The sequence below is a fragment of the Arthrobacter oryzae genome (genome assembly GCF_030718995.1).
Classification (GTDB): domain Bacteria; phylum Actinomycetota; class Actinomycetes; order Actinomycetales; family Micrococcaceae; genus Arthrobacter; species Arthrobacter oryzae_C.
In genome coordinates this window covers 2,474,566-2,501,017 of the sequence record NZ_CP132204.1, presented here as the reverse complement: position 1 = coordinate 2,501,017, position 26,452 = coordinate 2,474,566, and the positions used below count along the sequence as shown (strand labels likewise).

28 protein-coding genes and 1 tRNA gene are annotated in these 26,452 nt (G+C 66.4%); 12 read left to right on the top strand and 17 right to left on the bottom strand.

Features of this window, described 5'->3' with window-relative positions; genetic code table 11:
- Positions 1 to 204 precede the first annotated feature (204 nt).
- Positions 205 to 741 (top strand): hypothetical protein, encoded by a 537-nt coding sequence (locus tag Q8Z05_RS11555; protein WP_305943545.1) that lies wholly within the window; start codon positions 205 to 207, stop codon positions 739 to 741.
- A 140-nt stretch (positions 742 to 881) separates the two neighbouring features.
- Here Q8Z05_RS11555 and Q8Z05_RS11550 read toward each other — a convergent pair whose 3' ends face one another.
- Both Q8Z05_RS11550 and Q8Z05_RS11545 read right to left on the bottom strand, forming a co-directional pair.
- Positions 882 to 1,562 (bottom strand): response regulator transcription factor, encoded by a 681-nt coding sequence (locus Q8Z05_RS11550; RefSeq protein WP_043478332.1) that lies wholly within the window; start codon positions 1,560 to 1,562, stop codon positions 882 to 884.
- A complete protein-coding gene (locus Q8Z05_RS11545; RefSeq protein WP_305943544.1) occupies positions 1,559 to 2,779 on the bottom strand; it encodes a sensor histidine kinase in 1,221 nt (406 codons plus the stop codon). Before Q8Z05_RS11545 ends, Q8Z05_RS11550 begins: the two co-directional genes overlap by 4 nt.
- Before the next feature lie 205 nt (positions 2,780 to 2,984).
- Between Q8Z05_RS11545 and phoU the strand changes: the two genes are divergently transcribed.
- Positions 2,985 to 3,647 carry a phosphate signaling complex protein PhoU gene (phoU, locus tag Q8Z05_RS11540; protein WP_305939785.1) on the top strand — a complete coding sequence of 221 codons (663 nt, stop codon included), beginning with the start codon at positions 2,985 to 2,987 and terminating at the stop codon, positions 3,645 to 3,647.
- Between the two features lie 146 nt (positions 3,648 to 3,793).
- On the opposite strand, the gene Q8Z05_RS11535 is transcribed toward phoU, so the two are convergent.
- Positions 3,794 to 4,540 (bottom strand): phosphoglyceromutase, encoded by a 747-nt coding sequence (locus Q8Z05_RS11535; protein ID WP_305939784.1) that lies wholly within the window; start codon positions 4,538 to 4,540, stop codon positions 3,794 to 3,796.
- 115 nt (positions 4,541 to 4,655) lie between these two features.
- Here Q8Z05_RS11535 and Q8Z05_RS11530 point away from each other — a divergent pair, with 115 nt between their 5' ends.
- Positions 4,656 to 5,516, top strand: a complete 861-nt coding sequence (locus Q8Z05_RS11530; protein WP_371745856.1) for a class I SAM-dependent methyltransferase — start codon at positions 4,656 to 4,658, stop codon at positions 5,514 to 5,516.
- Between the two features lie 28 nt (positions 5,517 to 5,544).
- Here the strand turns inward: Q8Z05_RS11530 and Q8Z05_RS11525 are convergent, their stop codons facing one another.
- Both Q8Z05_RS11525 and Q8Z05_RS11520 read right to left on the bottom strand, forming a co-directional pair.
- Entirely contained in the window at positions 5,545 to 5,901 is a 357-nt protein-coding gene (locus tag Q8Z05_RS11525) for a DUF2516 family protein (protein ID WP_305939783.1), read from the bottom strand.
- 9 nt (positions 5,902 to 5,910) lie between these two features.
- A complete protein-coding gene (locus tag Q8Z05_RS11520; protein WP_305939782.1) occupies positions 5,911 to 7,095 on the bottom strand; it encodes a trans-sulfuration enzyme family protein in 1,185 nt (394 codons plus the stop codon).
- An 89-nt stretch (positions 7,096 to 7,184) separates the two neighbouring features.
- On the opposite strand from Q8Z05_RS11520, the gene tmk reads away from it, so the two are divergent.
- From tmk to Q8Z05_RS11505, 3 genes are all read left to right on the top strand, one after another.
- On the top strand, positions 7,185 to 7,865 hold the full coding sequence (tmk, locus tag Q8Z05_RS11515; protein ID WP_305939781.1) for a dTMP kinase: 681 nt from the start codon (positions 7,185 to 7,187) through the stop codon (positions 7,863 to 7,865).
- Positions 7,862 to 9,004 (top strand): DNA polymerase III subunit delta', encoded by a 1,143-nt coding sequence (locus Q8Z05_RS11510; protein ID WP_305939780.1) that lies wholly within the window; start codon positions 7,862 to 7,864, stop codon positions 9,002 to 9,004. The genes tmk and Q8Z05_RS11510 overlap by 4 nt, the downstream gene beginning before the upstream one ends.
- A 74-nt stretch (positions 9,005 to 9,078) precedes the next feature.
- Positions 9,079 to 10,653, top strand: coding sequence for an alpha/beta hydrolase (locus tag Q8Z05_RS11505; protein WP_305939779.1), 1,575 nt, complete (start codon positions 9,079 to 9,081; stop codon positions 10,651 to 10,653).
- 48 nt (positions 10,654 to 10,701) lie between these two features.
- Here Q8Z05_RS11505 and Q8Z05_RS11500 read toward each other — a convergent pair whose 3' ends face one another.
- A complete protein-coding gene (locus Q8Z05_RS11500; protein ID WP_305939778.1) occupies positions 10,702 to 11,487 on the bottom strand; it encodes an HAD family hydrolase in 786 nt (261 codons plus the stop codon).
- Positions 11,488 to 11,724: 237 nt separating this feature from the next.
- Between Q8Z05_RS11500 and Q8Z05_RS11495 the strand changes: the two genes are divergently transcribed.
- A tRNA-Thr gene (locus Q8Z05_RS11495) sits at positions 11,725 to 11,797 on the top strand.
- 246 nt (positions 11,798 to 12,043) lie between these two features.
- On the opposite strand, the gene Q8Z05_RS11490 is transcribed toward Q8Z05_RS11495, so the two are convergent.
- The 3 genes from Q8Z05_RS11490 to Q8Z05_RS11480 form a co-directional block, all read right to left on the bottom strand.
- Positions 12,044 to 12,427 (bottom strand): hypothetical protein, encoded by a 384-nt coding sequence (locus tag Q8Z05_RS11490; RefSeq protein WP_305939777.1) that lies wholly within the window; start codon positions 12,425 to 12,427, stop codon positions 12,044 to 12,046.
- An 86-nt stretch (positions 12,428 to 12,513) separates the two neighbouring features.
- On the bottom strand, positions 12,514 to 12,894 hold the full coding sequence (locus Q8Z05_RS11485; protein WP_305939776.1) for a hypothetical protein: 381 nt from the start codon (positions 12,892 to 12,894) through the stop codon (positions 12,514 to 12,516).
- Positions 12,895 to 13,033: 139 nt separating this feature from the next.
- Complete coding sequence (locus tag Q8Z05_RS11480; protein WP_305939775.1) at positions 13,034 to 13,342, bottom strand: helix-turn-helix domain-containing protein; 309 nt, start codon at positions 13,340 to 13,342, stop codon at positions 13,034 to 13,036.
- Between the two features lie 280 nt (positions 13,343 to 13,622).
- Here Q8Z05_RS11480 and Q8Z05_RS11475 point away from each other — a divergent pair, with 280 nt between their 5' ends.
- The gene (locus Q8Z05_RS11475) at positions 13,623 to 14,054 is read left to right on the top strand and encodes a hypothetical protein (RefSeq protein ID WP_305939774.1); all 432 of its coding nucleotides are present in this window, start codon (positions 13,623 to 13,625) and stop codon (positions 14,052 to 14,054) included.
- Between the two features lie 387 nt (positions 14,055 to 14,441).
- Here Q8Z05_RS11475 and Q8Z05_RS11470 read toward each other — a convergent pair whose 3' ends face one another.
- From Q8Z05_RS11470 to Q8Z05_RS11460, 3 genes are read right to left on the bottom strand one after another with little or no spacing between them, the layout of a single operon-like run.
- Positions 14,442 to 14,687: a hypothetical protein gene (locus Q8Z05_RS11470; protein WP_305939773.1), complete on the bottom strand. Its 246-nt coding sequence runs from the start codon at positions 14,685 to 14,687 to the stop codon at positions 14,442 to 14,444.
- Positions 14,688 to 14,697: 10 nt separating this feature from the next.
- Entirely contained in the window at positions 14,698 to 14,883 is a 186-nt protein-coding gene (locus Q8Z05_RS11465) for a hypothetical protein (protein WP_305939772.1), read from the bottom strand.
- Positions 14,884 to 14,889: 6 nt separating this feature from the next.
- A complete protein-coding gene (locus Q8Z05_RS11460; protein WP_305939771.1) occupies positions 14,890 to 15,093 on the bottom strand; it encodes a hypothetical protein in 204 nt (67 codons plus the stop codon).
- A gap of 561 nt (positions 15,094 to 15,654) precedes the next feature.
- On the opposite strand from Q8Z05_RS11460, the gene Q8Z05_RS11455 reads away from it, so the two are divergent.
- Positions 15,655 to 17,316, top strand: coding sequence for a phosphodiester glycosidase family protein (locus Q8Z05_RS11455; RefSeq protein WP_305939770.1), 1,662 nt, complete (start codon positions 15,655 to 15,657; stop codon positions 17,314 to 17,316).
- Between the two features lie 207 nt (positions 17,317 to 17,523).
- Here the strand turns inward: Q8Z05_RS11455 and Q8Z05_RS11450 are convergent, their stop codons facing one another.
- The 4 genes from Q8Z05_RS11450 to Q8Z05_RS11435 form a co-directional block, all read right to left on the bottom strand.
- The gene (locus Q8Z05_RS11450; RefSeq protein WP_305939769.1) at positions 17,524 to 17,715 is read right to left on the bottom strand and encodes a three-helix bundle dimerization domain-containing protein; all 192 of its coding nucleotides are present in this window, start codon (positions 17,713 to 17,715) and stop codon (positions 17,524 to 17,526) included.
- A gap of 1,315 nt (positions 17,716 to 19,030) precedes the next feature.
- The gene (locus Q8Z05_RS11445) at positions 19,031 to 19,180 is read right to left on the bottom strand and encodes a hypothetical protein (protein WP_305939768.1); all 150 of its coding nucleotides are present in this window, start codon (positions 19,178 to 19,180) and stop codon (positions 19,031 to 19,033) included.
- Positions 19,181 to 19,201: 21 nt separating this feature from the next.
- Positions 19,202 to 20,293, bottom strand: a complete 1,092-nt coding sequence (locus Q8Z05_RS11440; RefSeq protein WP_305939767.1) for a hypothetical protein — start codon at positions 20,291 to 20,293, stop codon at positions 19,202 to 19,204.
- A gap of 114 nt (positions 20,294 to 20,407) precedes the next feature.
- Complete coding sequence (locus Q8Z05_RS11435; protein WP_305939766.1) at positions 20,408 to 20,815, bottom strand: hypothetical protein; 408 nt, start codon at positions 20,813 to 20,815, stop codon at positions 20,408 to 20,410.
- A 92-nt stretch (positions 20,816 to 20,907) separates the two neighbouring features.
- On the opposite strand from Q8Z05_RS11435, the gene Q8Z05_RS11430 reads away from it, so the two are divergent.
- Positions 20,908 to 22,200: an MFS transporter gene (locus Q8Z05_RS11430; RefSeq protein WP_305939765.1), complete on the top strand. Its 1,293-nt coding sequence runs from the start codon at positions 20,908 to 20,910 to the stop codon at positions 22,198 to 22,200.
- Here Q8Z05_RS11430 and Q8Z05_RS11425 read toward each other — a convergent pair.
- On the bottom strand, positions 22,150 to 24,993 hold the full coding sequence (locus Q8Z05_RS11425; protein WP_305939764.1) for a cation-translocating P-type ATPase: 2,844 nt from the start codon (positions 24,991 to 24,993) through the stop codon (positions 22,150 to 22,152). The genes Q8Z05_RS11430 and Q8Z05_RS11425 overlap by 51 nt on opposite strands.
- 78 nt (positions 24,994 to 25,071) lie before the next feature.
- Here Q8Z05_RS11425 and Q8Z05_RS11420 point away from each other — a divergent pair, with 78 nt between their 5' ends.
- Complete coding sequence (locus tag Q8Z05_RS11420) at positions 25,072 to 26,109, top strand: hypothetical protein (protein ID WP_305939763.1); 1,038 nt, start codon at positions 25,072 to 25,074, stop codon at positions 26,107 to 26,109.
- 39 nt (positions 26,110 to 26,148) lie between these two features.
- Entirely contained in the window at positions 26,149 to 26,397 is a 249-nt protein-coding gene (locus tag Q8Z05_RS11415) for a hypothetical protein (RefSeq protein ID WP_371745855.1), read from the top strand.
- The last annotated feature ends 55 nt before the right edge of the window (positions 26,398 to 26,452 follow it).

The following is a 26,452-nucleotide window of genomic DNA, read 5'->3' as shown; positions in this document are numbered from 1 at the left end:
GCGGGGGCTGTGCCAAGGGCACGGGGAAGCGGCTGCCCGGTCTGGTTCCGGCCAGCGCGGGGCTGCATGCGGCGTTGCGGGAGGGCGGGTTTCCGGACGCTAATGTGTACGCCCCGAATCCTTGTTTGAGACCGTTTGAGGATAGGCTATGGCTGAATAATGTTTCAAGACTCTCAAGGAGTGCGTGACGTGCGTTTCACTGCGATGAACCGGGGCCAGCGCGGCAAGCTGGCAATGGCAACGGCAGCACTTGCCATCGGCCTGCTGTCCGTGACCGGCTGCGGCTACATCAACGCCCAGCAGACCACTGAGCAGTACTCTGCCTCGGACGGGACCCGGGAAGATCTTGGTCCGCTCCAGATCCGCAACTTCATGATCATCTCCACCGGCGAGGACAAGCCGGGCCGCGTCATCGGCGCCGTCTACAACTCCTCGTCCAGCGACGTCAAGCTCACCATTAGCGGGGCTGCCGGCTCGCAGACGGAAGTGTCCGTGAAGCAGAATTCCTACACCCTGCTTAACGAATCCACGGATCCGGCGATCCTCAGCAGCACAGGAGCCATCCCGGGCTCCCTGTCCGATGTGACCATCTCCGAGGACGGCACAAACCAGACCGCCAAGGTCAAGGTGCCTGTCCTGGACGCCACCCTGCCCGAGTACAAGGAGTACCTGCCGGCAGGCAGCGAGCCGACGGTCTCGGAGACTGCCACGCCGACTCCCACGAGCAGCGAAAGCCACTAGTCCGCACAGCAGAAAGGAGGGCTCCCGCCGCGCGGGGGCCCTCCTTTCTGCATGTCCGTGCAAGCTGTCTGCGCGCCTGTTCCCCCGGCGAGACAGCCTGCAGCGCGCCAGCGTGCGGTGCGCCTGCCTGCGCAGCCTGCCTACGGCTCGAACTTGTAGCCCAGGCCGCGGACCGTTACGAGGTACCTCGGCGCTGACGGGTCCGGTTCGATCTTGCTGCGCAGCCTTTTGACGTGGACATCCAAGGTCTTGGTGTCCCCCACGTAGTCCGACCCCCACACCCGGTCGATCAGCTGGCCGCGGGTCAACACCCGGCCGGAATTGCGCAGCAGCATCTCCAGCAGTTCGAATTCCTTGAGCGGCAGTGAGACCTGTTCGCCGTCGACACTCACCACATGGCGTTCGACGTCCATCCTCACGGGGCCTGCCTGGACCGTGTTGGTGATGAGTTCTTCGGGCTCACCCTGCCGGCGGAGGACGGCCCTGACCCGCGCAACGAGTTCCCGGGACGAATACGGCTTGGTGACGTAGTCGTCGGCACCGAGTTCCAGTCCCACGACCTTGTCGATCTCGGCGTCCTTGGCGGTCAGCATGATCACCGGCACGGTGGAGCGCTGGCGCAGCTGCCGGCACACCTCGGTGCCTGACTGGCCGGGAAGCTGGAGGTCCAGGAGCACCAGGTCGGCGCCGTTCCGGTCGAACTCCGTGATGGCGTCCAGGCCGTTGTCCACGACTTCCACCTCGAATCCTTCCTTGCCCAGAAGGTAGGACAGAGGGTCGCTGAACGACTCCTCATCCTCGACTATGAGAATCCTGCTCAAGCGCTGGCTCCTTGCTCATGGACGCCGGTGGCGTCGTTACTGTGGGGTGAGGTGCTGCGGGCGGCCGGTGCGGGCGCCGCGGGGGCGTCGCCGTCGACCTGGCCCTCCATCTCGGGAAGCCTGATGGTGAACGTGGATCCCTGGCCGGGCTGCGACCACAGCGTCACTTCCCCGCCGTGGTTGGAGATCACGTGTTTCACGATGCTCAGGCCCAGTCCGGTGCCACCGGTCTGCCGCGACCTGGCGGCATCCGCACGGTAGAACCGTTCGAAGACCCGTTCCTGGTCCTCCGGGCTCATGCCGTCGCCCTGGTCCGTGACTGAGACGGAGATCAGGCCTTCCTTGGCACGGACGCCGATCCCCACCCGGGTGTTTTCCGGCGAGTAGCGGATGGCGTTGTCTATCAGGTTTCGCAGCGCCGTCACGAGCAGGTCCTGGTCGCCGTAGACCATGGCGTCCACGTGGCCGCCGACCACGATGGAGATGTTCTTGCTTTCGGCGGGCAGCTGCGAGCGGTCAACGGCTTCGGTGATCACGGCGTTGATGTCCACGGGGTGTCCCTGCTGGGCCACGTTGGCACCCTGCAGCCGGGAAAGCTCAATGATGTCCTGGACCAGCGCAGCAAGCCGCGTCGATTCCTTCTGCATGCGCTTGGCGAAGCGGCGGACGGCCACTTCATCGTCCGCCGATGATTCCAGTGCCTCTGCCAGCAGGGAGATGGCGCCCACCGGCGTCTTGAGTTCGTGGGAGACGTTGGCGACGAAGTCATTCCGGATCTCTTCGGTGCGCGTGAGCTCGGTCCGGTCGTCCGCCAGCAGCAGGATGTATTCCTCACCGAGCATGGCCGCCCGCACCTGGACGACGATGGTCCCCTGCCCGAGCGGGCCGCGCGGCAGTTCGAACTGCTTTTCGAGGATGACGCCGTCGCGCCGCACCCTGGCGGTCATGTCCAGGAGCTGTTCGTGGACGACGGTGTGCCCGCGGACCAGGCCGAAGGCGTATGCCGCCGGACTCGCCCGCACCACACCGTCGATCGCATCCACCACCACGAAGGCGCGGCCGACGACGGCAAGTACCTCCGCGGCACCGGGAGGCAGTGCCGGTTCGTCGAATTCGACGTCCACCAGCTTGCGCTGCTGTTCGCTGACCCGGAAGGCGAGCACGCCAAAGATGCCGAATGACAGGCCGATAAGGCCTGCGATGACACCGATGAGCATAGGATCCACGGCTCCAGCTTATGCTCTGCTCCGGGCGTCGAAGTCGAATCTGATGCGTTTCACCGCCGGGTTCAGCTAACGTTCACCTATAGGTGCGTAACAGTTCACCGGCCGCTGACAGAGTAATTAGTTGGACTGCAGAGCGGTGACACGAAATCTGCCTCCCATTGCGGTGGGAGACGGATTTCCAAGGAAAGGACGCGAAGTGCGTAAGGTTTTTCAGGAGGAGCTCACACAGGTGGGCGAGCAGCTCGTCGAGATTTCAAAGCTGGTCAGCGAGGCCATTTCCAAGGCCACGACCGCCTTCGAGGGGGCCGACGTCGACCTCGCCCAGGATGTCATCGCCGCTGACGCCAGAATCGACTTCCTGCAGAACAGCCTGGACGAGCGGGCCATCGACATTCTGGCCCTCCAGGGTCCCGTGGCCAGCGACCTCCGGATGATCGTGGGATCACTGCGGATGAGCGCCTCGCTGGAGCGCATGGGAGACCTTGCCCGGCACATCGCCCAGCTGGCACGGCTCCGGTACCCGGCCAACGTGATTCCGCCGCAGCTCGCGGACACTTTCAAGAACTTCGCCGAGCAGGACCAGCTGATCGCGGACAAGCTCACCGAACTCCTGGAAACGCGCAACCTGGAAGTTGCCCGCGACATCCTCAAGGCGAACGCCACCGTCAACGACCTCCACCTGAGCGTCTTCAAGGCCATCGCCCGCAGCGACTGGAATGAATCCCCGGCCACCACGGTGGACGTCGCCCTGGCAAGCCGCTACTTTGAGCGGTTCGCTGATCACGGCGTGTCAGTCGCCCAGAAGGTCACGTACCTCGTCACCGGCGCGTGGCACCCGCACAGCACCGAAATCAGCTGACATCTCTGGAGTTTTTGTCCAGATAATGGCCTTTTGACGGCATTTTGGCCCCGTTATCTGGACAAAAACTCCGGGAGTGGAAAGTACGACGGCGGGCCGGTCACCTGAGAGGTGACCGGCCCGCCGTCGTCTGTTAAGGCGTTGCCTTATTTCTTGCCCTGGTTGGCGACTGCCTTGATGGACTCGGCGGCCGCCTCGGGGTCGAGGTAGGTGCCGCCCGGGTTCAGCGGCTTGAAGTCCTCGTCGAGGTCGTAGACCAGCGGAATGCCCGTGGGGATGTTCAGGCCGGCGATGGCTTCGTCGCTGATGCCGTCAAGGTGCTTGACGAGGGCGCGCAGGGAGTTGCCGTGGGCCGTGACCAGGACGGTCTTGCCGGCCTTGAGGTCTTCCTTGATGTCCGATTCCCAGTAGGGCATCAGGCGGATGAGGACGTCCTTCAGGCACTCGGTGCGCGGCAGGGCGTCGCCCAGGTCCGCGTAACGGGGGTCATGCGCCTGGGAGAACTCGCTGTTGTCATCCAGGGGCGGCGGCGGGGTGTCGTACGAACGACGCCACTCCATGAACTGCTCTTCGCCGTATTCGGCCAGCGTCTGTGCCTTGTCCTTGCCCTGCAGGGCGCCGTAGTGGCGTTCGTTGAGGCGCCAGTCGCGCTTGACCGGGATCCAGCCGCGGTCGGCCTTGTCCAGAGCGATGTTCGCAGTGTTGATGGCCCGCTTCAGGAGGGAGGTGTAGAGGACGTCCGGGAGAACATTGTTCTCAACCAGAAGCTCACCGCCGCGTGCCGCTTCCTCGCGGCCCTGGTCGTTCAGGTCAACATCCACCCAGCCGGTGAACAGGTTCTTGGCGTTCCATTCGCTGTGGCCGTGGCGCAGCAGAATCAGCTTGTAAGTCATGGTTTTCATCCTAGCCGAGCAGGCGGCGGCGGCGCCGAGCGTTACACCGGGTGGCAGGAACCGCGACCGGATCGCCGGTGCGCGGCGAGAAGGGCAGGACCGTTAAGCTTGTCCGGTGGTGCAGAAAGCTGAACGGGTCGCCCCTGCCCGGACCGGAAAGGGCGCCGGCGGAGGAACCGGCGGCGCCGGCCGCGGCGGCAAGCCGGTAGGCAACGTCACCCGCGGCACCACCAACCCCAACAGAATGCGTCGCCTCGACCGGTGGCTCACCGGGACGCAGGCTTGGCGGCTGCGCCGGGCCTCCGACCCGCTGGTCGTCGACCTCGGCTATGGCGCCTCCCCGGCCACCGCCGTCGAACTGTTCGAGCGCCTGTCCGCGGTGCGCGCGGATGTCCGGGTGGCCGGCATCGAAATCGAGCCGGAGCGGGTCCGGGCGGCCCAGGAACTGGAACGGGCCGGGCTGAGCTTCCATGTGGGCGGGTTCGAGATTCCCGTGCCCGGTCAGCCAGTGATCGTCCGCGCCTTCAACGTCCTGCGGCAGTATGAGGAAGCGGACGTCGAAGCCATCTGGGCGCTGGTCCGGAGCAGGCTCGGACCGGACGGGCTGTTCATCGACGGCACCTGCGACGAGATCGGACGGCGCGTGACGTGGGTGGCGCTCGACGCCTCCGGCCCGCTGAGCCTGAGCATCTCCATGCGCTTCGGCGGTTTCGTGCTGCCCTCGGAGATTGCCGAACGGCTGCCGAAGGCCCTTATCCACCGGAATGTGCCCGGTGAGAGGATCCACGGCTTCCTGCAGGCACTGGACAAGGCCTGGCTGGACGCTGCACCACTGGCAGCATTCGGGAACCGGCAACGGTGGACAGCCATGTGCCGGTCAATGCTCGACGGCGGCTGGCCCGTGCAGGACGGACCGTCCCGCTGGCGGTTGGGCGAGATGACGGTGGGCTGGGACGCTGTGGCCCCGCTCGGTTAGTGCCCGCCCGGCTGGCGGGGCAGCCCCGCTACCAGGGCCCGTAAGGCCCCATGTTGCGGCTGCCGCCGCGGCCAGCGTCCTTCACTGCGGGCCGCACGTCGGCGAGGTACACGGACGCGGCGGTCACTGCGGCCAGGCCGAACAGTCCGAGCGGGCCGAGAAGCCCGCCGCCACCGCCTCCGAAGACGGAGAGGGCGCCGATGGCCAGGGCACCGCCCGTCAGTGCCAGCCAGAAGGTCTTGGTCCGCTTGGACACGGCCTCGAAGGCATTCGCCTTGTGGCGCAGGCAATCGAAGAAGGCCCACACCTCGATGCCAAGGGCGACGAGCGCAAGGATGAAGTACACCCAGTTCTCGACGAACATAATCAACTGTTTTCCGTCCACGCCCCCAGCCTATCCGCCAAGAGCGTCCAGTGCCTGCTCCAAATCGGCCCACAGGTCGTCGATGTTTTCGATCCCGACACTCAGGCGCACCAGGTTGTCCGGTACGCTGACCGGCTCAGCCGCGTGGCGCCGTCGCCGTTCAATCAGGGACTCAACGCCGCCCAAAGAGGTGGCGGGAAGCCACAGCTGCAGCGCGCGGACCAGTTTGTCCGCCGCGTCGGCACCGCTCAGGCCGCCGACGGGAGCGATCTGCACGCACAGCACCGAACCGAAGCCCTTCATCTGCGACTTGGCGCGTTCGTGCCCGGGGTCCGTTTCCAGTCCCGGGAACCGGATGCCCTCGATCTGGGGGTGGTCGCTCAGCCGTGCGGCGAGCTCGGCCGCCGATGCCTGCGAGCGTTCGATGCGCAGCGCCAGCGTCCGCAGCCCGCGCAGCGCCAGCCAGGCTTCGAACGGGCCGGCAATGCCGCCGTGGATGATGCGGTGGTGCAGCAGTGCGGCGCGGATCGAGGCGTCCGAGGTCACCAGGGCGCCCAGGACGACGTCGGAATGTCCGGCAAGGTACTTGGTGACCGAGTGCAGGACGACGTCGGACCCCAGGCTCAGCGGCTGCTGGACCAGGGGCGTGGAAAAGGTGTTGTCGGTGACTACGATCGCACCGGCTTCGTGAGCGGCAGCCGTCAGGGCGCGGATGTCCGCGATCCCCAGCATCGGGTTGGTGGGGCTTTCCAGCCAGAGCATGCTGGCAGCCTTGCCCTCGGCCGGCGCAAGCAGTGCCTTGACGGCGTCCGTGTCCGCAATGTCCACGGTGCGGAGCTCGAACAGCCCCTTCTCCGCCAATTCCGTGGCCATCACCAGGGACCCGGCATAGCTGTGCGAGGGCATGACCAGCACTCCCCCGGCGGGGATAAGGGACAACGCCGAACTGACGGCGGCCAAGCCGGAAGCGTAGAGCAGGCCCGGAAGGGACGCACCCTCCAGCTGGCCCAGCGCTTCCTCGAACGGGTCCCACGTGGGGTTGGAGTAGCGCCCGTAGCCGCGGTCGCCGTCGGCGAGCGGCCCCGTGCCGAAGTAGGTGGAGGACAGGACGATGGGCTGGTTGACCGGCGCATCGCGTTTACGGGGCGGGCGGCCGGCGGCCACGACCACCGTTTCGGCCGACAGCGCGGCGGCCTGCTGTTCGGAAAGACTCATGGTCAAAGAGTACGTGGGAGGCCCGCAGCCCCGGAAAGGCGTTACGGCCGGGCACCTGCGGTGTCGGTGATTGTCGGTAGGCTGGTCTTGTGACTACCCAGAACCCCGGACTGTTCATCGCCTTCGAAGGCGGCGACGGCGCAGGCAAGTCCACGCAGGCCGCAGCACTGGCCGGGGCCCTTGAATCGCGCGGCTTCACGGTGCTGCGCACCCGGGAGCCGGGCGGCACCCCGATCGGCGAAAAGCTGCGGTCCCTGGTGCTGGACCACGGCCACGGCCACATCGACGCCCGCACCGAAGCCCTGATCTTTGCCGCCTCCCGCGCGGCCCATGCCGAACAGGTTATCCTCCCGGCGCTGGAACGCGGCGACATCGTGCTGACGGACCGCTACATCGACTCATCCGTGGCCTACCAGGGCGCCGGGCGGGGGCTCGGCACCGCTGCCGTGCGCCAGCTCAACGAGTGGGCCACGTCCGGCCTGCAGCCGGACCTCACGGTACTGCTCGACGTCGACCCCGCCGTCGGCCGCCTCCGCCGCACAGCCGGTGACGCCGCTGAGGACCGGATGGAGTCCGAGGCGGACGAATTCCACGCCACCATCCGCACTGCGTTCCTGGACCTCGCCGCCGACCGACCGGACCACTATCTGGTGCTGCCGGCCCGTCAGCCCGCCGCCGAGCTGGCCGGGCTCATCCTGGCGCGGGTGGACGCACTGATCGTGGCCCGGAACGTTGCCCCGCAGGTTTCCAGAGAAGGCGTGGCCCCGTGACCGTCTGGGATGACCTGCAGGGCCAGCCCGCCGTCGTCGCCCAGCTCCGCCAGGCCGCGCAGGGCGAGGGCCTGACCCACGCGTGGCTGTTTACCGGCCCGCCCGGGTCAGGCCGCTCCAACGCGGCAAAGGCCTTCGCCGCCGCCCTCAACTGCGACCAGGAGGACGTCACCAGGCGCGGCTGCGGCGAATGCGCGGCGTGCCGCACCATCCTGGGGGAAACGCATTCGGACGTGGTGTTCGTCCGCACCGAGAAGGTCACCATCACCATCGATGAAGCCCGGGACCTTGTGGCGACCGCGGGAAACCGCCCCTCGTCCGGGCGGTGGCGGATCATCGTGGTGGAAGACGCCGACCGCATGGCCGAACGCACCACCAACGTCCTCCTTAAAGCAATTGAAGAGCCCACTCCCCGCACCGTGTGGATGCTCTGCGCGCCGTCACCGGCGGACGTCCTGGTGACCATCCGGTCCCGCTGCCGCCCGGTGGCGCTGCGGCTCCCGCCGGCTGCCGACGTCGCGGCGCTGCTGGTGAGGCGCGACGGCGTGGACCCCGCACTGGCCGAACGTGCGGCCCGCGCGGCGCAGAGCCACGTGGGTATTGCCCGCCGGCTGGCCCGGGACGAGGCCGCCCGCGAACGCCGGATGGAAACCGTCCGGTTCCCGCTGGGATTGCGGGGCATCACCGCGGCAGTCCTGATGGCCGAAAAGCTGGTGAAGATCGCCACTGAGGAAGCCAACAGCTCCAATGAAGTGCGCGACGCCGAGGAAAAGGCAGCGCTCCTGGCCACGCTCGGTGCGCCGGAAAGCGGCACCCTGCCGCCTGCCATGAGAAGCCAGATCAAGCAGCTCGAGGATGACCAGAAGCGGCGCGCCAAACGCTCCATCACCGATTCCCTTGACCGCACCCTCACGGACCTGCTCTCGTTCTACCGCGACGTGCTGATCATCCAGATGGGGAACGCGGTGGAACTGGTGAACGTTGAACTCAGGAGCGAGCTGGCGGAGTTTGCCGGCCGTTCCGGCCCGGAGGCGACGCTAGCGAGGATGGATGCGATCAACAAGGCGCGCCAGCGCATCACCACCACGAACGTTGCGCCGTTGCTGGCCATCGAATCCATGGCCGCGAGCCTGATCTAGTGCCGCCGCGTCCAGCCCCGTCCCGCCGACGTATGTTCCCCCGAGCCCACGCCACGTCCCCCAAGGAGCCCTGCATGAAGCCTGCCCGACGCCTGCCCTTACGGTCACGGTCCGGATCGACCGCCGCAAAGGCAGCTGCCGGCTCACTGGCCGTACTGCTGGCACTGACGGGCTGCACCCTGTTCGGCTCGTCCAACGGCGGATCGAACGGAGGCAGCACCGGCAAGGCCGATCCGTCGATTGCCGAGGCGGCTCCCGAGGAGCTCAGGAACTTCTACTCGCAGGAGGTTGCCTGGACCTCCTGCGAGGACAATCTGGAGTGCGCCAAGATCAAGGTGCCCCTGGACTACAGCAAGCCCGACGGCGACAGCATTGAGATCGCGGCCCTCAAAATGCCCGCAGAAGGCGAAAAGACCGGCAGCCTGCTGGTCAACCCCGGCGGGCCGGGCGGGTCCGGCTATGACTTCGTCAAGGACGCAGGGGCGACGAACATCTCCAGTGAGGTCCGCGCCAAGTACGATCTGGTGGGCTTCGATCCCCGCGGAGTGAAGCGCTCCGCCCCGGTCACGTGCCTCACGGACCAGGAACGCGATGAGTCCCGGGCAAAGAACTACGACCTCAGCTCGGACGCGGGCCTGGCGGCCGCACTGGCCGACAACAGGGCGACGGCGGCCAAGTGCGCCGAAAAGACCGGCCCGGTGCTGGCGCACGTGGACACGGTCAGCGCTGCCAAGGACCTGGACATCATGCGTGCCGTGGTCAACGACGCCAAACTGAATTACCTGGGCTATTCCTATGGCACCTTCCTGGGATCCACCTACGCCTCGCTGTTCCCGGACAACGTCGGCCGCATGGTGCTCGATGGCGCACTGGACCCTTCCCTCAGCAACGAGGAGCTCACCAGCGGCCAGGCCCGCGCGTTTGAGAAAGCCATCCGCGCCTACGTGGAGAAGTGCCTCGGGGACGACGGCTGTCCCCTGAGCGGAACCGTGGACAGCGGCGTTCAGCAGATCCGCGACGTCGTGGCGGCCGTGGATGCCAATCCGCAGCGCGCACAGGACGGCCGGCTGGTCACGGGTTCGGCGTTCGTCAGCGGCCTTATCCTGCCCCTCTACAATGACGACAACTGGCCGCTGCTGACCCAGGCGCTGGACTCGGCACTCAAGGGCGACCCGTCACCGATGCTGCGGCTGGCCGACTTCGGCGCCGACAGGGATCCGAGCGGCAAGTACACGTCCAACAGTGCCTTCGCCTTCAACGCCATCAACTGCCTGGACTACCCCATGGTGTCGGACCCCGCTGCCATGCGGGCCGAAGAGCAGAAGCTGCGGCAGGATTCCCCCACGCTGGGCTACTTCTTCGCCTACGGCGGCACCAACTGCCAGGACTGGCCCTACAAGAGCACCCGCACGCCGGCCCCCGTGGAATACTCCGGCTCGGCCCCGATTGTGGTGGTGGGCACCACGGGCGATCCCGCGACCCCCGTGGAATGGGCCGGCGCCCTGCGCAAGCAGCTGGGCAACGCATCCCTCGTGACGTGGGAAGGTGAGGGCCACACTGCCTATGGCCGCTCAAACACCTGCGTCACCGATGCCGTGGACAGCTACCTCCTGACCGGCGAGGCGCCCGCGGACAACACGAAGTGCTAGGACAGGCGGCCGGGGCCTCCTTGGCGTAACAGGCGTAGTGGTAACGGGCTAGGCGGACCGGGGCTCCAGCAGCACTGGCAGATCGCGGATGGACTGCACGACGGCGGTTGCCCCCGCCGCGCGCAGCGCCTGCTCCCCGTGCGCCCCGGTCAGGACGCCTGCCACCGTGGTGGCGCCGGCCCGGAGCCCTGACTGGATGTCCGCGCAGCTGTCCCCCAGCACGGCCACCTTCCGGACGTCGTCCACGTCCAGGGCAAGGACGGCCGTGAGGATCATGTCCGGGTACGGCCGGCCACGCCCTGCGTCTGCCGGGCAGAGGCTCAGGTCCGCCAGACCCATCCAGCCAAGGCTCTCCAGCACCACGTTCTGGGTGTGGCGGCCGAAGCCGGTGGCCAGGCAGACCATGATCCCGGCCTCGCGGAGCCAGCCAATGGCGTCCTCTGCGCCGGGAACAGCCTGGATGATGCCGTCCGCTATCAGCTCGTCGCAGCAGCGTTCGAAGAAGGTGTTGGCTGCGGCGGCACGGGTCCGGTCCTCAAACAGGTGGCTGAAGACAGCGAGCTTCGACATGCCCGCGGTGTCCCTGGCGTAACGAAGCATTCGTTCGAACTGATCCGAGCCTTCCTCGACGCCCTGGTTAGTCAGGGTGCGGGTCATGGCGCGCTCCAGGAGACCGCCGTCGAACACCGTGGTTCCCACCATCGCCAGCACGGCGAGCTCGACGTCATGCGCGGCGTCCGCTTGGGCTGACCCCGGCGTGCGATGCAGTGCGGGTGCGGCTTCGAGGGCAGATGCGGCTGCTTGTGCGGACGTGTCCGCGGTGTCCGGAGTCATGGAAAAGCCCCTTCGCTGGCACGCAGCCGCCGACGCGGCCGCGTTTGGTCGTTCCACAGTGCAGGCGCTCCGGGACGACTTGCTAAACCAGCACCGACGGCCGGGTGAACATCCAGACAACGTCCGCCACGGCCATCCGGCAGGGTCCTGAACCGCTCATTTTGACCCGGACAGGGGACTCTATTACAGTTGTCTCTTGCATGATCCGCCCGGTTCTTCCGGGAGTTTCTATGCGGTGCTTCCTTAGCTCAGTCGGTAGAGCGTTTCACTCGTAATGAAAAGGTCATCAGTTCGATTCTGATAGGAAGCTCGGGAAGAACCCCGTGTTGTCGCTGGTTCGGCGATGATGCGGGGTTTTTTACTGGTTTCAGCGGATGCACGCTGCGCAGCAGATACGTCCTTAGCGGATTCGGCGCTCCTGTGAGGCCATGATTGGGGACGCGACGCCAACCGAGTGGGCAGAGGGCCTTGCCTACACTTTGAAAAACTCAGGGCACGGCCCAGGGCAGATCAGCCAACGCGCACGCGAGGCCTCCACCTAGGCGCAGGCCGCTGCTCATGAAACCACCACCCATTCGTCCGTGTCGTCGGAGAACGGAGGCCCGTCGGGGCAGTCGATGGAAGTCGCAATCACCGAACCCAAGTGCACCTCGAACCGTACGCAGGCACTGACCGTTCGATGCTCTGCCCAGAATCCACCGCTGGTCGTCAGGTGCTCGCGGTAGTAGTGATCGGTGTGGAAATTCCCGTCGGGGTCCCAGCCGAAGGCGTACGGGTCGCGGTTATCGCCGAGCTCTCCGAGTCGGGAGGCCACCAGGTCCCTGTTCGTCGTGTCTGTGGCTGCCGTGAACCGGGTGAACCAGTCTTTGCCCTCGGCGGCCTCTTGGCGGATGGCGTTGCGTCCCATCTCCTCGACGGAGGCCCTCGCGCACGAAGTCATAACCAGCACCAGGCTTGCTCCAGCAACTAGCTTCAAACGTGACATCTCGTTCCCCCGGATTCGTACTACGCGAGTCCGCCCTGCACCTATCGGTCGTACATGTTGAGGCCAATTTCCGACCCGTCAACGCAGAGCCGGATGTGCACCCCGTCCACCCAGCCCTCAGCGCAGTCCGGCCGGTAGACCGTCCCCACCTCCAGGTCATATCCGGTGGAAACAGCCAACTCCTCAACGTTCACCGACTCCGCCGCCTGCCACGCCCGGGACAATTTGTGGCAGGACTGGTCAAACGGGATGCAGAGGATGTCGTGTTTCGGGTCAGAGGAGGACATGAGCTCCCAGTCAGCGGCGGGGATGCCGTCCGCTATTGAGACCATCCTTTCGATTTTGGCTGATTCGCTGAGGTTGGCAGTAACCAGAACGGTAGTGATGACGGCGAGGATCAGGGCGCCAATACCCGCAAGCATCCACCAAACCCATTTCATCGATGCTTGCCGCGGTGCATAGTTCTGATAGACCATAATTCCCCCAATGATGGTTTCCTCGGCCACGCGCAGTCACAGCGCATCCGGGCGTCCCGTTCAACGTACCGCGCTTGTGCCCAGATTATTCACGTGCCGGCAGAGTGTCCTTCTCGACGTACCGCGACCGAGCCGCTGCCCTCTTGGGCCGGATTGCTTCCCGGGGTGCAAGAGCTCCGTCGTAGGTCTTCATGTACCGGTAGAGGGTGGCTTTGGACCAGCCGACGGTCTTGGCCGCGTGTGCCGCCGTCTTGCCCTGTGCCATCAGCTGGCGCGCTGTGTTCACCCGGTCCCTGGCAATCGCCTCCTCCATCGGCGCCGACCCGAACCGGACGCCGAACTTCTGGGTGTGGACATCCTCGTCGTCGCGCGCGTAATCCATCAGGGCTTTCATGCCTGGGCGCTCCTTCGCTTCCCTGGCCCCGGAGGGCTCGTCGGTGAAAATCCTCTCGGGATCCACCCCGGCGGAGCGCCTCGACCTGCATGCTGGCATCCTGGTCTGAGGTGGAAATGCGTGCGTGTCCGAGCTTCATCGAAAGCTCCTGTCAAACACGGCCGGCGTTTTTGCTTTAGCCTCTTAGATAGTGCATCGTGCACCCTCTCAACCCGCCCAGGACAGGGTGTCACCGACAGCCAGGTGCTGGGCCACATCCGATCGAACCCACAGGACTCACGTGCAGAACGGCATTCCAGGCAACAACACGGGTAGCGGCCCCAACTATGACGACCAAGTCCGCGCTTACCACGAACAGGCACTGGCACGCGGTGACAACAGGGTCCTGTTCCGCACCGTGGAGGGCAGGCTTCACAGCTACGCCAAGGATGAGTTGGGAGTGGTTACCGCCAGTTCCCACCCTCAGGTGCGGTCCGCCAGCGGTTTCCTTGCGATGGCTGTCTTCTTCGCTGCCGTTGCAGTCTTCTCCATCCTGCTGGTGGCCGGCCCCACCAGCAGGGGCCAAGACCCCATGTGGAGCGCCCTGTTCCTGACCGCCGTCGGAGTGGGTGGCGTCTTGTACGCCGTGAGGATGACGGGAGTGGCAGCCAAGGCAAAACGTCTGCGCGCGGAACGCGGAACCCCCGAGCCCACCACACGTCAGTTCGACTAATTCATTGATGCGGCTTAACCAGGGGCTCCCACAAGTCCCATACTTCCGGGGTTCGAAACGCTGCGCGCGGGATCAGCGCGAACAACTTCATTTTCGACTCCATCCAAACCAGCCTTCCGCCGCATCCATTCAGAACCCACAGGGGCACGCGCTTAGACAACGGCACTGACACCTCCGGCCAGCAACCTGCGCGGAAGTGTCATGTTGCTCAAGGCAAAAGGATCGGCCGGCCCAGCGTGATCGATCCAGCGAAGCTTGCCTATGCCGCCCAGCCGAGACCCAGCCGGACGCCTAAAAGTCCCGAACGCCGGCCGCGGTTCGTGCAGGCGACTTCTGAAACGGACAACCAGTCAGTCATCGGGACCCAGCGCCTCCATGGCCAAGTCGTCACCCGGCGATGAACAGCAGCACCACAAAAGCGACGAGCCCGACGCCGGCAAGGGTGAGGCCGATCCTGCCGCGGCGCCGCCCGGACCCTTTGCGGGCAGCCATGTAAGCGAACGCAGTACCGAAGAACCCGATGGGCAGCCAGACCAGACCCGCAGCCCGCACCCAGCCGGGAGGGTTGAAGTTTTCGCTGAGGCTCAGCACGTAAGTGAACACGGTGGCAGCCAAAGCAAGTGCCCCGAGCACGACGGTGGCTTCAGCCGGCGGGCTGGCCGAAGAGATACGAGGCAACGTTAAGCAAGACGAACCCGACAGCAATGCCGGCCCCGATCATGGCCGGCACTCTTCCGTCCTTGCGCCCGAGCCTCATCGCCTTACGCCCTTGGACCACCGAGAGGATGCCGGGGATCGCGAACACGAGGAGAGCCGGAATGACAGCCACCAGCATTTACCAGAATTCCGCAGCGATGGTGTCGTTCGTGAGCACTGTGATGATGCCTTCACCGATGCCGAAGGAAGCACCGAACGACAGCGGGTATAGCGCCAGAGACCACCACGCCCGCCGGTAGGCACGGTCTGCAGCCTCTCTGGTCACTGCAGCGCCGGCCGTTGGTGCACCAGCGTCCACGTGTCCGCTTTTCCTGCTCGCCATGGGGATCCTCGTTTGCTGTTTAGTTCAGATGATCGCACCGACACATGTGGGCGGAGTAGGGGCGTTAGCCCTTTGCTGGAGTGGACCGACTTCTGAAACTGACCAAGAGTTCTGGCCGGCATGCATGCGGACGGCCCAGCGCAACTCCACAGGCTCGGGAGACTGAGCGCGGCATCTTCATGATGATTCTTGGTGCAGCCATCTCGGCCCTGGACTGGCTCGTGACACTGGGCGTGCGGTTCTCACGGAAGCTTCCGAAGCCTGCCACCGACATTCCGCGTGTGGAGCATGCCCTCCAGACCAACCCGGGGGTCGTTAAATTCTCGGTGATCGGCTCCATGCTGACTCTCGCCGCCTTGGCTATCTTCACACCCAAGGGCGAATCCCCGGAGGGGCTTCCGGTCATTGGCCTCATTGCTGCAGCCCAGTTGAGCATCGCCGGCGGCATCGCCTACTCGGGGTGGCTCATGAAGAACAGCGGGAGAACACTTGCCGAAAGCATAGTTAACGTGGTCCCCGGAGTGATAGGTCCGGCCCCGCAACACCCTAGTGTCGGTAACCATGATCAGTCCCCATCATCGTCACCGCCGTGCGGTTATCACCGCGCTTGCCGTGTCCCTCCCCGTTGCCTTCCTGGCACCAGCAGGCGCCTCCACCGCGGCACCCACGGCTCTGGAACTGGATCGGCAGACCGCCCGATCATTTCAGCCTTCCCACCTGGATCTGGGCGCGCAGGACCTGCCCGAGATGCGCAACGTGACCACTCTGGCCCCGGGCCTTACCCGGACCACAATCACCCGGGGTGCCCCTAACCAGGACTTCTTCTGGACCGTCGAAGTGGCAATCCCGTCGACGTCGCCCGATGCTCCCACGTCCGCGTTGTCCACCCAGGCGCAGGCGCAGATGGTTGCCGACAAGCTCAGTGCCGCCGGGGTTCCTACGAAGGTTGAGCACGTCCAGTCCCCCGAGCTGGCCGACGCTGGCGGGGACCTCGGCTACCGGGTGCGCGCGGGCCGGTTCGGGTCCAAAGCCGAGGGCTCCCCTACTGTCGAGCAGATCAAAGCCACGGGCTACAAGGCATCGGTGATATACACCGGTTGGGATGGCGACGCGGGCTCCAGCGAGGATGACCGTGGCCCCTGGAACCTGCAGGTGCTGACCATTGACCCGAAGGAATTTCGCGGAAACCTCACTTCCTCATTCGGCCCGAACCTCGAGGACCGCGAAACCACCAGCTCACTCGCCGCCGCCGCCGGCGCCCTCGCGGCAACAAACGGCGGCTACTTCGTCATGGACCCCGCCGCAGGCGCCCCGGGCGACCCCTCCGGAGCCGCGGTACAGGATGGAAAGGTCCTCAGCGAACCCGTCGGGGACCGGCCCTCCCTGGTCATCGATAAGAACCGCACCTCCATCCAGCGTCTGCACTGGCACGGCACGGTCACCGCGCCGGGCAACGCAGAACTCCCCCTGGACGGGCTCAACCGGGTGCCCGGGCTGATCCGCAACTGCGGCGGCACCGACGATACGCCGACGAACCTGCCGCTGCACGACTTCACCTGCACGGACGCGGACGAAATCCTCGCATTCACCCCCGAGTTCGGCCCCACGACCCCGTCCGGGCAGGGACTCGAGGTCGTCCTGGATGCCCATGGCACCGTCACAGCGGTCAACCACACCCGTGGCACTGCGGTACCGGGTGGCGGGCAGACGCTGCAGGCCATTGGAGCGGACGCGGACAAGCTCGCGGCCCTGGCTGTCCCGGGCGCCAAGCTGAGCGTCGACACTGATGTGCTCGACGAAGACGGCAAGGAACTGAAGGCCGGCGCCACCACTGACGTCGTAAGTGGCGGGCCAACCTTGGTCCAGAACGGCCAGCTGAACGTTACCGCCAAGCGCGACGGCATGGTCCGCAACAACGACAGCAATAGCTTCTTCTACGGCTGGGTCCACAAGCGCAACCCCCGCACAATCGCCGGAGTGGACGCCCAGGGCCGCACCCTATTGGTCACCGCCGACGGCCGGCAGACCACCAGCCTGGGACTGAGTATCAAGGAATCCGCCGATGTGGCCCGGTCCCTTGGGATGGTCAACGCCATCAACCTGGACGGAGGCGGATCCACCGCGATGGTTCAGGATGGACAGGTCGTGAACTCCCCGTCGGACGCTACTGGCGAACGACCGGTTGGCGACGCTCTTCTCGTACTCCCCGGCCGCAAGCCGTAGCCCGGCACGGCCCAGACGCCGCGAAGTCGTCACCCACGACCGCAATCAGCGCCCGGAAGTGCCGGGACACAGCACCTGTCACCACCGGCGACCCGTTGTTCCCCTGGCAACAAGCGGACCACTAGCCAGGCCGCTGGAAGCCTCCTGCCCCTTCACTGGGTAGGGGCTTCCATGTATCTGGGCGGAGAAGCCTCGGGACTCGGGCAGCTACCGTCTTAGCCGGTCCTTGACGGAGTGTTCGACCAGGATCGGAACATAGTCACGGACCCTGCCGGTGTCCAAGGAACGGTGTTCCTGCTCGACGAGGTCTTCGATGTGTTGCCGCGGAACCGCCGGGTACTTTTCGGCGAGCCGGTCCACTACATGGTCAAGCGCCCGCAATTCTTCGATGACTCCCATTGGGAGAGTTTCGGGCCGGCCATCCCCGGATACAAGACTGGATTTTTCCGCCGGGCGGGGTTAGCGGCCGCCACCTGCCCATCATCCTGCGGACATCATCGTCGGCGCCCAGGAGGTCATGGTGGAAGGCGATGGCGTCCACCGGCCGGGTATCCACGAACAGGACCGCGACCGTCCGGGAGTGGACCACCGTGTACCGGATGAGGTCTTCCACCCAGGAATGGATCGCGGCCTCAACAGTTGGAGCCGTCATAGCTCCATGGTGCTCCCGGGCACTGACAGTCCCAGGCCGGCGAGGATGTGTCAGGCTCCGGCTCCGGTTTCACGCCGTTGACGTTCTCCTTCATCCATCCCAGGAGGCCTTCCACATCCTTGTCCAGGTAGCGGCGTGCGACTGCGGAGGCCGCACCAAGGTACGGCCCCACCACATTCGACTACGAGAGCCGGTTCTTAATGGCCCGGATCAGCGGGGTGGCTTCCCTCCAGTTTTAGGTTGCGACACCCTCAATGACCCGGAGCCAGCCCGGAATGCGGTTGTTATCCAACGCTGCCGTAACCTTAAACGCGGCAATGACAGTGTTCGCGACTTCGTTGCCCTGACTCTCATCACCAAGGACTAATCCAACCAATGCCCCTTGCACCACACTTCTATGTCGCCATGCCCAGATTCAGCGTCACTCTTATCGTCTTGCTTCTGACCGGCTGCGCCGTGCCGGGCCCCCTTCCCGGTGTGCAATCAACTGTCGCTCCGACACAGATCAAAGCTAACCCGGACGCCCACCTGGCGAACCACAACGTCGAAGTCTCCACGGAACCTGCACCGCCGAAACGTTCACCGGCAAAACAGCAAGCGCTTGAGACCCCGGCGTCCGATCAGGACTGGATTCAGTCGACGATGGCGAGGCACGGGATTTACCCTCCAGCCGGAACCCATGTGGGGATCGGGTCGATGCCGCCTGGCTGTGAAGGGGCGCACGGATGCACTTCGTACCATCTCGACCCCGCCACGGGGCAGGTCGCCGCGGCTATCACCATCCTTCCGGGTCAACTGACCGAGTACCTCCTCTTCCATGAGATCGCCCACGCCAAGGGCATACGCGATGAGTGCGGTGCGGACAACTTCGCGCGGTCCGTCATTGGCCCCGTCCCCGGGCACTACTGTTGACCGCACGGCCGCACACAAGGGGGGTCAACGAACACCTCGACTGCCACGACGTGAATGGCGCTCAGGCCTTGGTCCGGCACCGGCCTCCCCAGGAGGACCGGCTGCCCATATCCATGTGCCCACTTGCGCGCGTCCTGCCCAAGCACGTCGTCAATCCACACGACTGAGTCCCAGTCCGCGCAGCCCGACGTTTCCATCCTGGCCAGCCACCGGATCACTGATCGGAGCTTCGGCGTCGGCCCGCGCCACCGGGTTGAGGACCCCGTCGATACCGAGCAGGATGATCGGCTTCCTGGGCATAGCCCGCACCTCCGAGCAGCGTCAGAACTCGACGCCGCGCAACAGCGTGATGAGTTGATCCTTCGTCTGCTCGGCCGTTGGCCCCTCCGGCGCGATCAAGACCTGCGCGGTGAATGTCGCCAGGTTCCGGCCCCTTACCGCTGACACGGACAGGATCGTGATGGGCACGTCGCCCGCCGGACGGAGTGACTTCGGGCCCGCCGGCTCGGTTGTCATAGTGAAGGACGCCTTGTCCCCGATGCCGTCGAGCGGCTCGCCGCGTCCGCCGGGACCGCCCAGCGCCGGGGCTGCACCCTTGAGGACTTCGACCGAGAAGACGAGGGAGTCGGGGCCCGGTGTGCCCAGGTCTCCGAATGTGTACCGGCAACTGACCTCACGCGGAAGAATCTGAGGCTGGGTGCTCGCCCCGAATGCCTGCCTGACCTCGTCGGGACTGAACAGGGCGCACACCGGGTTGTCAGTGGTGGCGGGCGGACCCACGGGCGGGGCCGCCGGGACGCTGAGGGTGGACCCGTTGCCCCAGCCGGCGTCCACTGCCGCCTGCGTAAGCGCACGGGCCATAGCGTCTCCATCCGGGGCGTCGGCCCCGTCCATGGGCGGGCCCGCCACATAGGGCATTTCGAGCGTCTCGTTCCCCCGGACAGCCGTCAGGACGACATTCGCGGACGCGCCGCCGGCCTCACCACGAAAATATCCCGTCCACTGGAGGCATGCGAAGTCGCCGATGCCCGTGACGGGTGAGCAGTCTGACGTCGACTTCGCCTTGGCGATGTCGGCGGCCGAGGCCGGCGACGTGAGTGACACAGACAGGGCCGTCATGCCTGCCTCGGACTTGCTCGAATAGGTGCACAGGTAGGCCTTGGTTCCGAACGGCCTGGCCCGGCTGTTCTGGCCCATAGGCACGATGCCGGGTATAGCCTTCGCCGCGATCTCCGGGGTAATGAGCTCGCAGGCGGGGCTTCCCGAACCTGAGGACGTGGGCCCGTTTTGGGCCCCGGGCTGAGAGCATGCGGCGAGGAACAGTACGAGCACGGCCACGAGTAAAGCCTGGAGCGCCAGGTTGGGGGCCACGTTGCGTTCGCCCGGGGGAATCACCGGCAGCTCACCACTCATCGCATCAGTGTGGCAGTGCGCGGTGCCGGGCCCCAGAGTCAAAAGGACCGGGCTGCCACGATCCGCCCCTCGAAGGCATCCCGGTCACAGGCATCCTGGTCACCGTCATCACGGTCACCTGCGTTTGAAGGTGACTCCTCCGATGAGCCCTGCCACGGCCGCCGGCAGGGCGAACAGACCAATAATCTGCGGCATCAAGGATGGCGGCGTGGTGATCATCGTGGCCAGGCCCACGAGCGCCACCGGGGCGGCAACGCACAGCGTCACCCATAGCGGATACTGCCGGATCTGGGACCAGACGGCAGCTGCAATCGACGCAGCCGACCCACCGAGCATCAACAACCTGCCCACACGCAGTCGCTCCACGAACTCCGGTACGGGCTCATAGGCGGACAACATTGTCCGCTCCAAAGAGATGGCCGTCAGGATGATGGAAACACCCACCAGGCCCGCCCACGGCAGCGCCCGGCTCCTCCACCACCGGCGAACGACGTAGCGTTCCGCTCCCTGTGAGTTGGTCACCCTGCGATCTTATCCGCTGCCTGCCGGCGGGCGCCTGCCCTCCGCACGCCGTCGCTATTGAATTCCGGCGGGCAGTCCGAAACGCTGGGGCTGTGGAACAGCTCCCGCCCGACCGCACGGGCCGCCACCGCGAGGCACTTCCGGGCTCCCCGTGGAGCATGGTGATCAGGTTCGGTCTGGTCAGTCTGGCTGTCGATGCGGTGTCCGACGGCGCCCGCCCGCTCGCCGGCCCGCTCCTGGCCCAGTTGGGTGCCTCCGCCCTGCTGGTCGGGCTGGTCACCGGCGGCGCCGAAGCCGCAGCCCAGGGTCTCCGCCTGGTCTTTGGGCCGTGGGCGGACCGCACGGGAAAATACTGGACGTTCACACTGGCCGGCTATGCCCTGACAGCGCTGTGCATTCCCTTGCTAGCCGTGACGCCTGCCCTCGGTGCCGCCGGGCTGGTGCTGGCCTCCGTGCTCATCATCGGCGACCGCGTGGGCAAGGCCGTCAGAAGCCCCGCCAAGACCGTCCTGCTGGCCGACGTTGCCGGGCCCGTCGGGCGAGGACGCGGCTTCGCCGTGCACAAAACCCTTGACCTTGCCGGAGCGTTTTCGGGGCCGCTGATCGCCTCCGCCGTCATCGTGGCCACCGGAGCACTGTGGCCGGCCTTCGCGGTCCTGGCTGTTCCCGGCGCCTTTGCCATGGCCCTCCTCTTCTGGATGCGGCGCCGCATCCCCGAACCACACGGGCCGCGGGCCGCGCGTGACGTGCTGGAGGCGCAGGGAGCAGCGGACTCCAGCGGTCCTGCCGCCACGCCAAGGGAACGCCTCTCTGCGGTGTTCGTCCTTTTCGCCGTCTCCGCCTTCTTCTGGAGTGCCGGCCTGGTGGCCTTCGGAGTCATCGGATTCCATCTGACGACAGCGGTTGAAGTCCCCGTCCCGGCCGTCCCGCTCGTCTACGCAGCTGCCATGACGGCAGCGGCCCTTGGAGCACTCGCCAGCGGATATGCCTACGATCGCGCGGGAGGTGCTGTGCTTCTGGTCCTGCCACTACTGGTCACTTTGGTCCCGGTGCTGGCGTTCTCAGCGGGCATGGGACCGGTGCTGGCCGGGGTGCTGGTGTGGGGAGCAGCCACCGGCATCCAGGACTCCACGGTGAAGGCGCTGGTGGCCGATCTGGTGGTTCCGGGGAGGCAAGGGACCGCCTACGGTATCTTTGCCGCGTTCGAAGGATCCGGCGCACTCGCCGGCGGAGCCCTGTACGGGGCGCTCTACGGCTCCCCTCCAGCGCTCATTGCCGCCGTGGCGGCCCTGCAAGGCGTAGCCCTGGTGCTGCTGATTGCGACGCTGGTCCGGTCACACCGCGGCCGCGCGCCCGAGCCGGCGCGCGCCCCGGAGCCTGAATGACACTTTGCGGAGTTCGCCAAAAGCCAGGACGGCCGATGCCAGGAGGACACATGCTCCCCACTGGTAGGCATCCATCGACGCCGTCCCGAAGGCCCGCTGCAGCAGCGGAACTTCCACCACCGCGACCTGCAGGACCACAGCGAGCGCCACGGCACCCCACAGCCATTTGTTGACGAATAGGCGGTGAAACGCGCTGGAGGTTTCGGAACGGGAGTTGAACGCGTTGAACAGCTGCGCGAACACCAGGGTGGTGAACCCGGCGGTACGCGCCACCTGCAGGGACTCGTCGCCCTCCACCAGCCCGCCCGGCAGGAAGATGTCGATGGCGAGAAGGGACGCGAGCCCCATCACGAGGCCTACCGAAAGGATCCCGAACCACATCCGGCGCCCGATGATCCGCTCGCTGGTCCTGCGGGGCTTGCGCGCCATGACGTCGTCGATTTCCGGGTCCACCCCCATGGCGAGCGCCGGACCGGAATCCGTCACCAGGTTGATCCACAGGATCTGGGTGGCGAGCAAGGGCAGCGCTACTGCCTCGCCCGGGGCACCGGCCAGGCCCAGGGCCCCGGCAAAAACCACGCCGAGGAACACGGTGAACACCTCGCCCATGTTGGAGGACAGGAGGTAGCGCAGGAACTTTTCGATGTTCTCGAAGATGATGCGGCCCTGGCGGACAGCGGAGACGATGGTGGCGAAGTTGTCATCGGCCAGGATCATCTTGGACGCTTCCTTGGTCACTTCGGTCCCGGCGATGCCCATCGCGATGCCGATGTCCGCGGACTTCAGCGCCGGCGCGTCATTGACGCCGTCGCCCGTCATCGCCACCACGTTGCCCTGCGCCTGGAGGGCATCGATGATCTGCAGCTTGTTCTGCGGGGCCACCCGGGCATAGACCGACCTGGACGCGGCGACGGCGCGCAGCCCCGCTTCGTCCAGCGCATCGAGTTCCGCGCCGGAAACCGCCTGCTCCCCCGCCCTGGCAATCCCCAGGTCGCCTGCAATCCGCGCCGCACTGAGCGGGTGGTCGCCGGTAATCATCAACACCCGGATTCCGGCGTGCTGGGCAGCGGCCACCGCGGCGGCGGCCTCCGCCCTCGGAGGGTCGATGATGCCCACCACGCCGAGGTACACCAGGGTGCTCTCATCCGCCTCGTCCAGCACCTCGAGTTCGTGCCTGTCCTCGTCCCCGTACCGGCGGTAGGCGACGCCGAGTGTCCGGAAAGCCTGCGCGGACAAGGCATCCACCGCGGCAAGGGCCTGTTCACGGCGAACACCGTCCAGCGGGACAACGCTTTCGCCCACCTGCAGCCCCGTGCAGCGCCCGAGCAGCACGTCGGGCGCACCTTTGGTGACCAGGGACACGGTGCCCAGTTCCTTGTGGTGGGCCACCGCGGACATGAGCTTCCGCTCCGAGGTGAACGGCACCTCGCCGTGGCGTTCATACTCCCCCACGCGCTCCGTGACGCCCTCGAGCTTGCGGGCGGCAACGAGGAAGGCAGCCTCGGTGGGGTCCCCCTGGATCTCCCACTCGCCGTCGTGCTCTGTCAGCTGGGCGTTGTTCGCGAAGGTTCCGCCGGCAAGCACCAGGCCGGCTTCAAAGAGCACCGCCGGGTCGATGTCCTCCCGGCCTGCCTGGCGTGCCCGGCCTTCGGGCCGGTAGCCGACGCCCGTGAGTTCCATTTCCCCTGAGGCCGTGACGATCCGGCCTACCGTCATCTGGTTCCGGGTCAGCGTCCCCGTTTTATCCGAGGCGATCACTGTGGCGGAGCCGAGTGTTTCCACCGAGTGCAACTGCTTGACGACGGCGTTGCGCCGGGCCATGCGCTGCACGCCCAAAGCCAGCACCACGGAAAGGATGGCCGGCAGCCCCTCCGGGACAGCCGCCACTGCCAGCGAGACACCAAGCAGCAGCACGGTCACCAGATCGCTGATCGACGTGACACCGTTAACCGCCACCACTGTGACCATAACGACGACGGCGATGACGATCACCGTGGTGCCCAGCAGCCGGCTCACGCCTGAAATTTCCTTTTGCAGCGGCGTGGGCTCGGCGACGGTCCGCTCAAGCATCCCGGCGATGGCTCCGACTTCCGTGTCCATGGCCGTTCCGGTCACCACCGCCCTGCCCACGCCCTGGGCGACGGCTGTTCCTTTGAACACCATGTTCAACCGGTCACCGAGCGGAACGTTCCCCGCCAGCGTGCCCGGGTCCTTGAAGACCGGTTCGCTTTCGCCGGTGAGTGAGGCCTCGCTGACCCGAAGCGAGGTGGCGGTGAGCAGCCGTGCATCCGCGCCCACGGCGTCGCCCTCGCCCAGGACAAGGATGTCGCCGCGGACCAGGCCCGCAGACGGCACCATCTTCAGCTCGCCGCCGCGCAGGACGGTGGAGTTGGCTGCGGTCATGACCTGCAGGGCCGCCACGGCGGTCTCGGCTTTGTTTTCCTGGACGAAGCCCAGCACGGCATTGAACAGGACCACGGCGCTGATCACCACAGCATCAACCGGAACGCCCTCGGCACCTTCCACTGCCCAGGCAACGACTGAAATGGCGATGGCGGCCAGCAACAGGTAGATCAGCGGGTCCTGGAACTGGGACAGGATCCTTCGCCACCACGGCGTCGGCGGCACGGACGCAAGTTCGTTGGGCCCGTCGGTCCGGAGCCGGCGGGCGGCCTCGTCCGGGTCCAGTCCGGTCAGGGGGTCCACGGCGTAAGCGGCCACGGCTTCCGCTGCATCGCGGAGATGCCAGGAGCGGGCGTCAAGGAATGCCGCATGGCGAGGCGTATTCGTCATGCCTCTGCCACCCACATGCCTCCTACCCTTGCTCACCGGCCGGGCTGGCGCAAGGGGCCGACGGCCTATGATGCTCGCATGGGAGAGCAACAATTGGCGGACATTGCCTCGGCGCTCTATCAGCTGCCGCTCGAGGGATTCGTCGCGGCACGGGCTGTGGCGGCAAAAACCGCTGCTGCGGACAGCGGACGTGAACTCGCCGACGCGGTCCGCGCCTTGCCCAAGCCCTCGGCGGCGGCCTGGGCCGTCAACATGCTGGCCGTGCATCGACCGGGCTCGCTGGCGGAACTCGCTGAGCTTGGCACCGCCATGCGCGGCGCGCAAGAAGTGCTCGACGCCGGCGCCCTCCGCTCGCTCTCGCAGGAGCGGCGGCAGCTGCTCGCGCGGGTGATGGGCACGGCCCGCGAAGTGGCGGAGCAGCACGGCCGCCGGCTCAGCGGCGCGGTGGCCACCGAAGTTGAGCAGACGCTGCGGGCAGCCACGGTGGACCAAGGAGCGGCGTCGGCCATTCGAAGCGGCCGCCTGGTCCGGGTGCTGTCGGCCGACGGCGTGGAGCGGGTTGACCTGAACGAAGCAGTAGCGGTTCCCGGCGTCCTGAACCTGCCGGCGGTTCCGCCGTCGGATAGCCGCGCGCCGGCAAAACCTTCCAAGGAAGTCTCGGGGTCGGCGGATGCCCGGCGGCCGAAGGCCGGCTGGGCGGCGCCAGCTAGGGCGGGCGGCAAGCGGACAGCCGGGGAATCGCCGGCGGATTCTGGGGAAAAGCCGCGCCTGGAGGCGGTGGGGACCAAACGGCCGGCTCCCACGCCTTCGGCCGTCGAGCGGGCAGCGGCCCGCCTGGCCGAAGCGGAAGAAGCAGCCCAGTCAGCAGCCGAAGAGGCCCGGCAACGAACAGCTGAGTTCGAAGAAGCCGAGGAGGCAATGACCCGGCTGGGCGAAGAAGCCCGGAACCTCCGTGCACGGCTGAAGACGGTGGACGAGGAGTTCGAGCTGGCAAGGAGACGGCGCGAGTCCGCAGCCGCACAGCGGCAGCTGGCGGCCCGGGCTGCGGAGAAAGGTCGGCGGGCGGAGGACCTGGCCAGGGAGAGAGTGCTCCGGCTTCGCAACACGCCGGACTGACTGGCCTTTACTGTCAGAGGCCGGTTGCACACTGGATTCATGGACAAGAACCTCAGCACCGGCCACGCAATCACTCACGGTTCCACTCACGTGAACCTCGGCGGCGACGCCTCGGAGCCCCGGGAATTCCACGTCACCTATCTTGATACCGACTGCGGCCTGATCCGCACGGAAGCGTTCGACTCCCTGCCGGAGGCGGAGCGGTTCGCCAGCCGGCAGGTTTCCGGCGAGGACGGGTGGGCCATCATCGACACCGTGCCCGCGGAGCAGGGCCGGCTGGCTGCTTAAAGAAACGCACCAGGCCCCGCACTGAGTGCGGGGCCTGGTGACCGTTCAGGTGAAG

Bases quoted from the DNA above. Each gene is read 5' to 3' on its own strand.
- Q8Z05_RS11555 (WP_305943545.1), top strand. From the start codon at position 205: ATGAACCGGGGCCAGCGCGGCAAGCTGGCAATGGCAACGGCAGCACTT.
- Q8Z05_RS11545 (WP_305943544.1), bottom strand. From the start codon at position 2,779: ATGCTCATCGGTGTCATCGCAGGCCTTATCGGCCTGTCATTCGGCATC.
- Q8Z05_RS11535 (WP_305939784.1), bottom strand. From the start codon at position 4,540: ATGACTTACAAGCTGATTCTGCTGCGCCACGGCCACAGCGAATGGAAC.
- Q8Z05_RS11520 (WP_305939782.1), bottom strand. From the start codon at position 7,095: ATGAGTCTTTCCGAACAGCAGGCCGCCGCGCTGTCGGCCGAAACGGTG.
- Q8Z05_RS11505 (WP_305939779.1), top strand. From the start codon at position 9,079: ATGAAGCCTGCCCGACGCCTGCCCTTACGGTCACGGTCCGGATCGACC.
- Q8Z05_RS11500 (WP_305939778.1), bottom strand. From the start codon at position 11,487: ATGACTCCGGACACCGCGGACACGTCCGCACAAGCAGCCGCATCTGCC.
- Q8Z05_RS11490 (WP_305939777.1), bottom strand. From the start codon at position 12,427: ATGACTTCGTGCGCGAGGGCCTCCGTCGAGGAGATGGGACGCAACGCC.
- Q8Z05_RS11485 (WP_305939776.1), bottom strand. From the start codon at position 12,894: ATGCTTGCGGGTATTGGCGCCCTGATCCTCGCCGTCATCACTACCGTT.
- Q8Z05_RS11480 (WP_305939775.1), bottom strand. From the start codon at position 13,342: ATGAAAGCCCTGATGGATTACGCGCGCGACGACGAGGATGTCCACACC.
- Q8Z05_RS11460 (WP_305939771.1), bottom strand. From the start codon at position 15,093: ATGGCGAGCAGGAAAAGCGGACACGTGGACGCTGGTGCACCAACGGCC.
- Q8Z05_RS11455 (WP_305939770.1), top strand. From the start codon at position 15,655: ATGATCAGTCCCCATCATCGTCACCGCCGTGCGGTTATCACCGCGCTT.
- Q8Z05_RS11450 (WP_305939769.1), bottom strand. From the start codon at position 17,715: ATGGGAGTCATCGAAGAATTGCGGGCGCTTGACCATGTAGTGGACCGG.
- Q8Z05_RS11445 (WP_305939768.1), bottom strand. From the start codon at position 19,180: ATGCCCAGGAAGCCGATCATCCTGCTCGGTATCGACGGGGTCCTCAAC.
- Q8Z05_RS11440 (WP_305939767.1), bottom strand. From the start codon at position 20,293: ATGAGTGGTGAGCTGCCGGTGATTCCCCCGGGCGAACGCAACGTGGCC.
- Q8Z05_RS11425 (WP_305939764.1), bottom strand. From the start codon at position 24,993: ATGACGAATACGCCTCGCCATGCGGCATTCCTTGACGCCCGCTCCTGG.
- Q8Z05_RS11420 (WP_305939763.1), top strand. From the start codon at position 25,072: ATGGGAGAGCAACAATTGGCGGACATTGCCTCGGCGCTCTATCAGCTG.
- Q8Z05_RS11415 (WP_371745855.1), top strand. From the start codon at position 26,149: ATGGACAAGAACCTCAGCACCGGCCACGCAATCACTCACGGTTCCACT.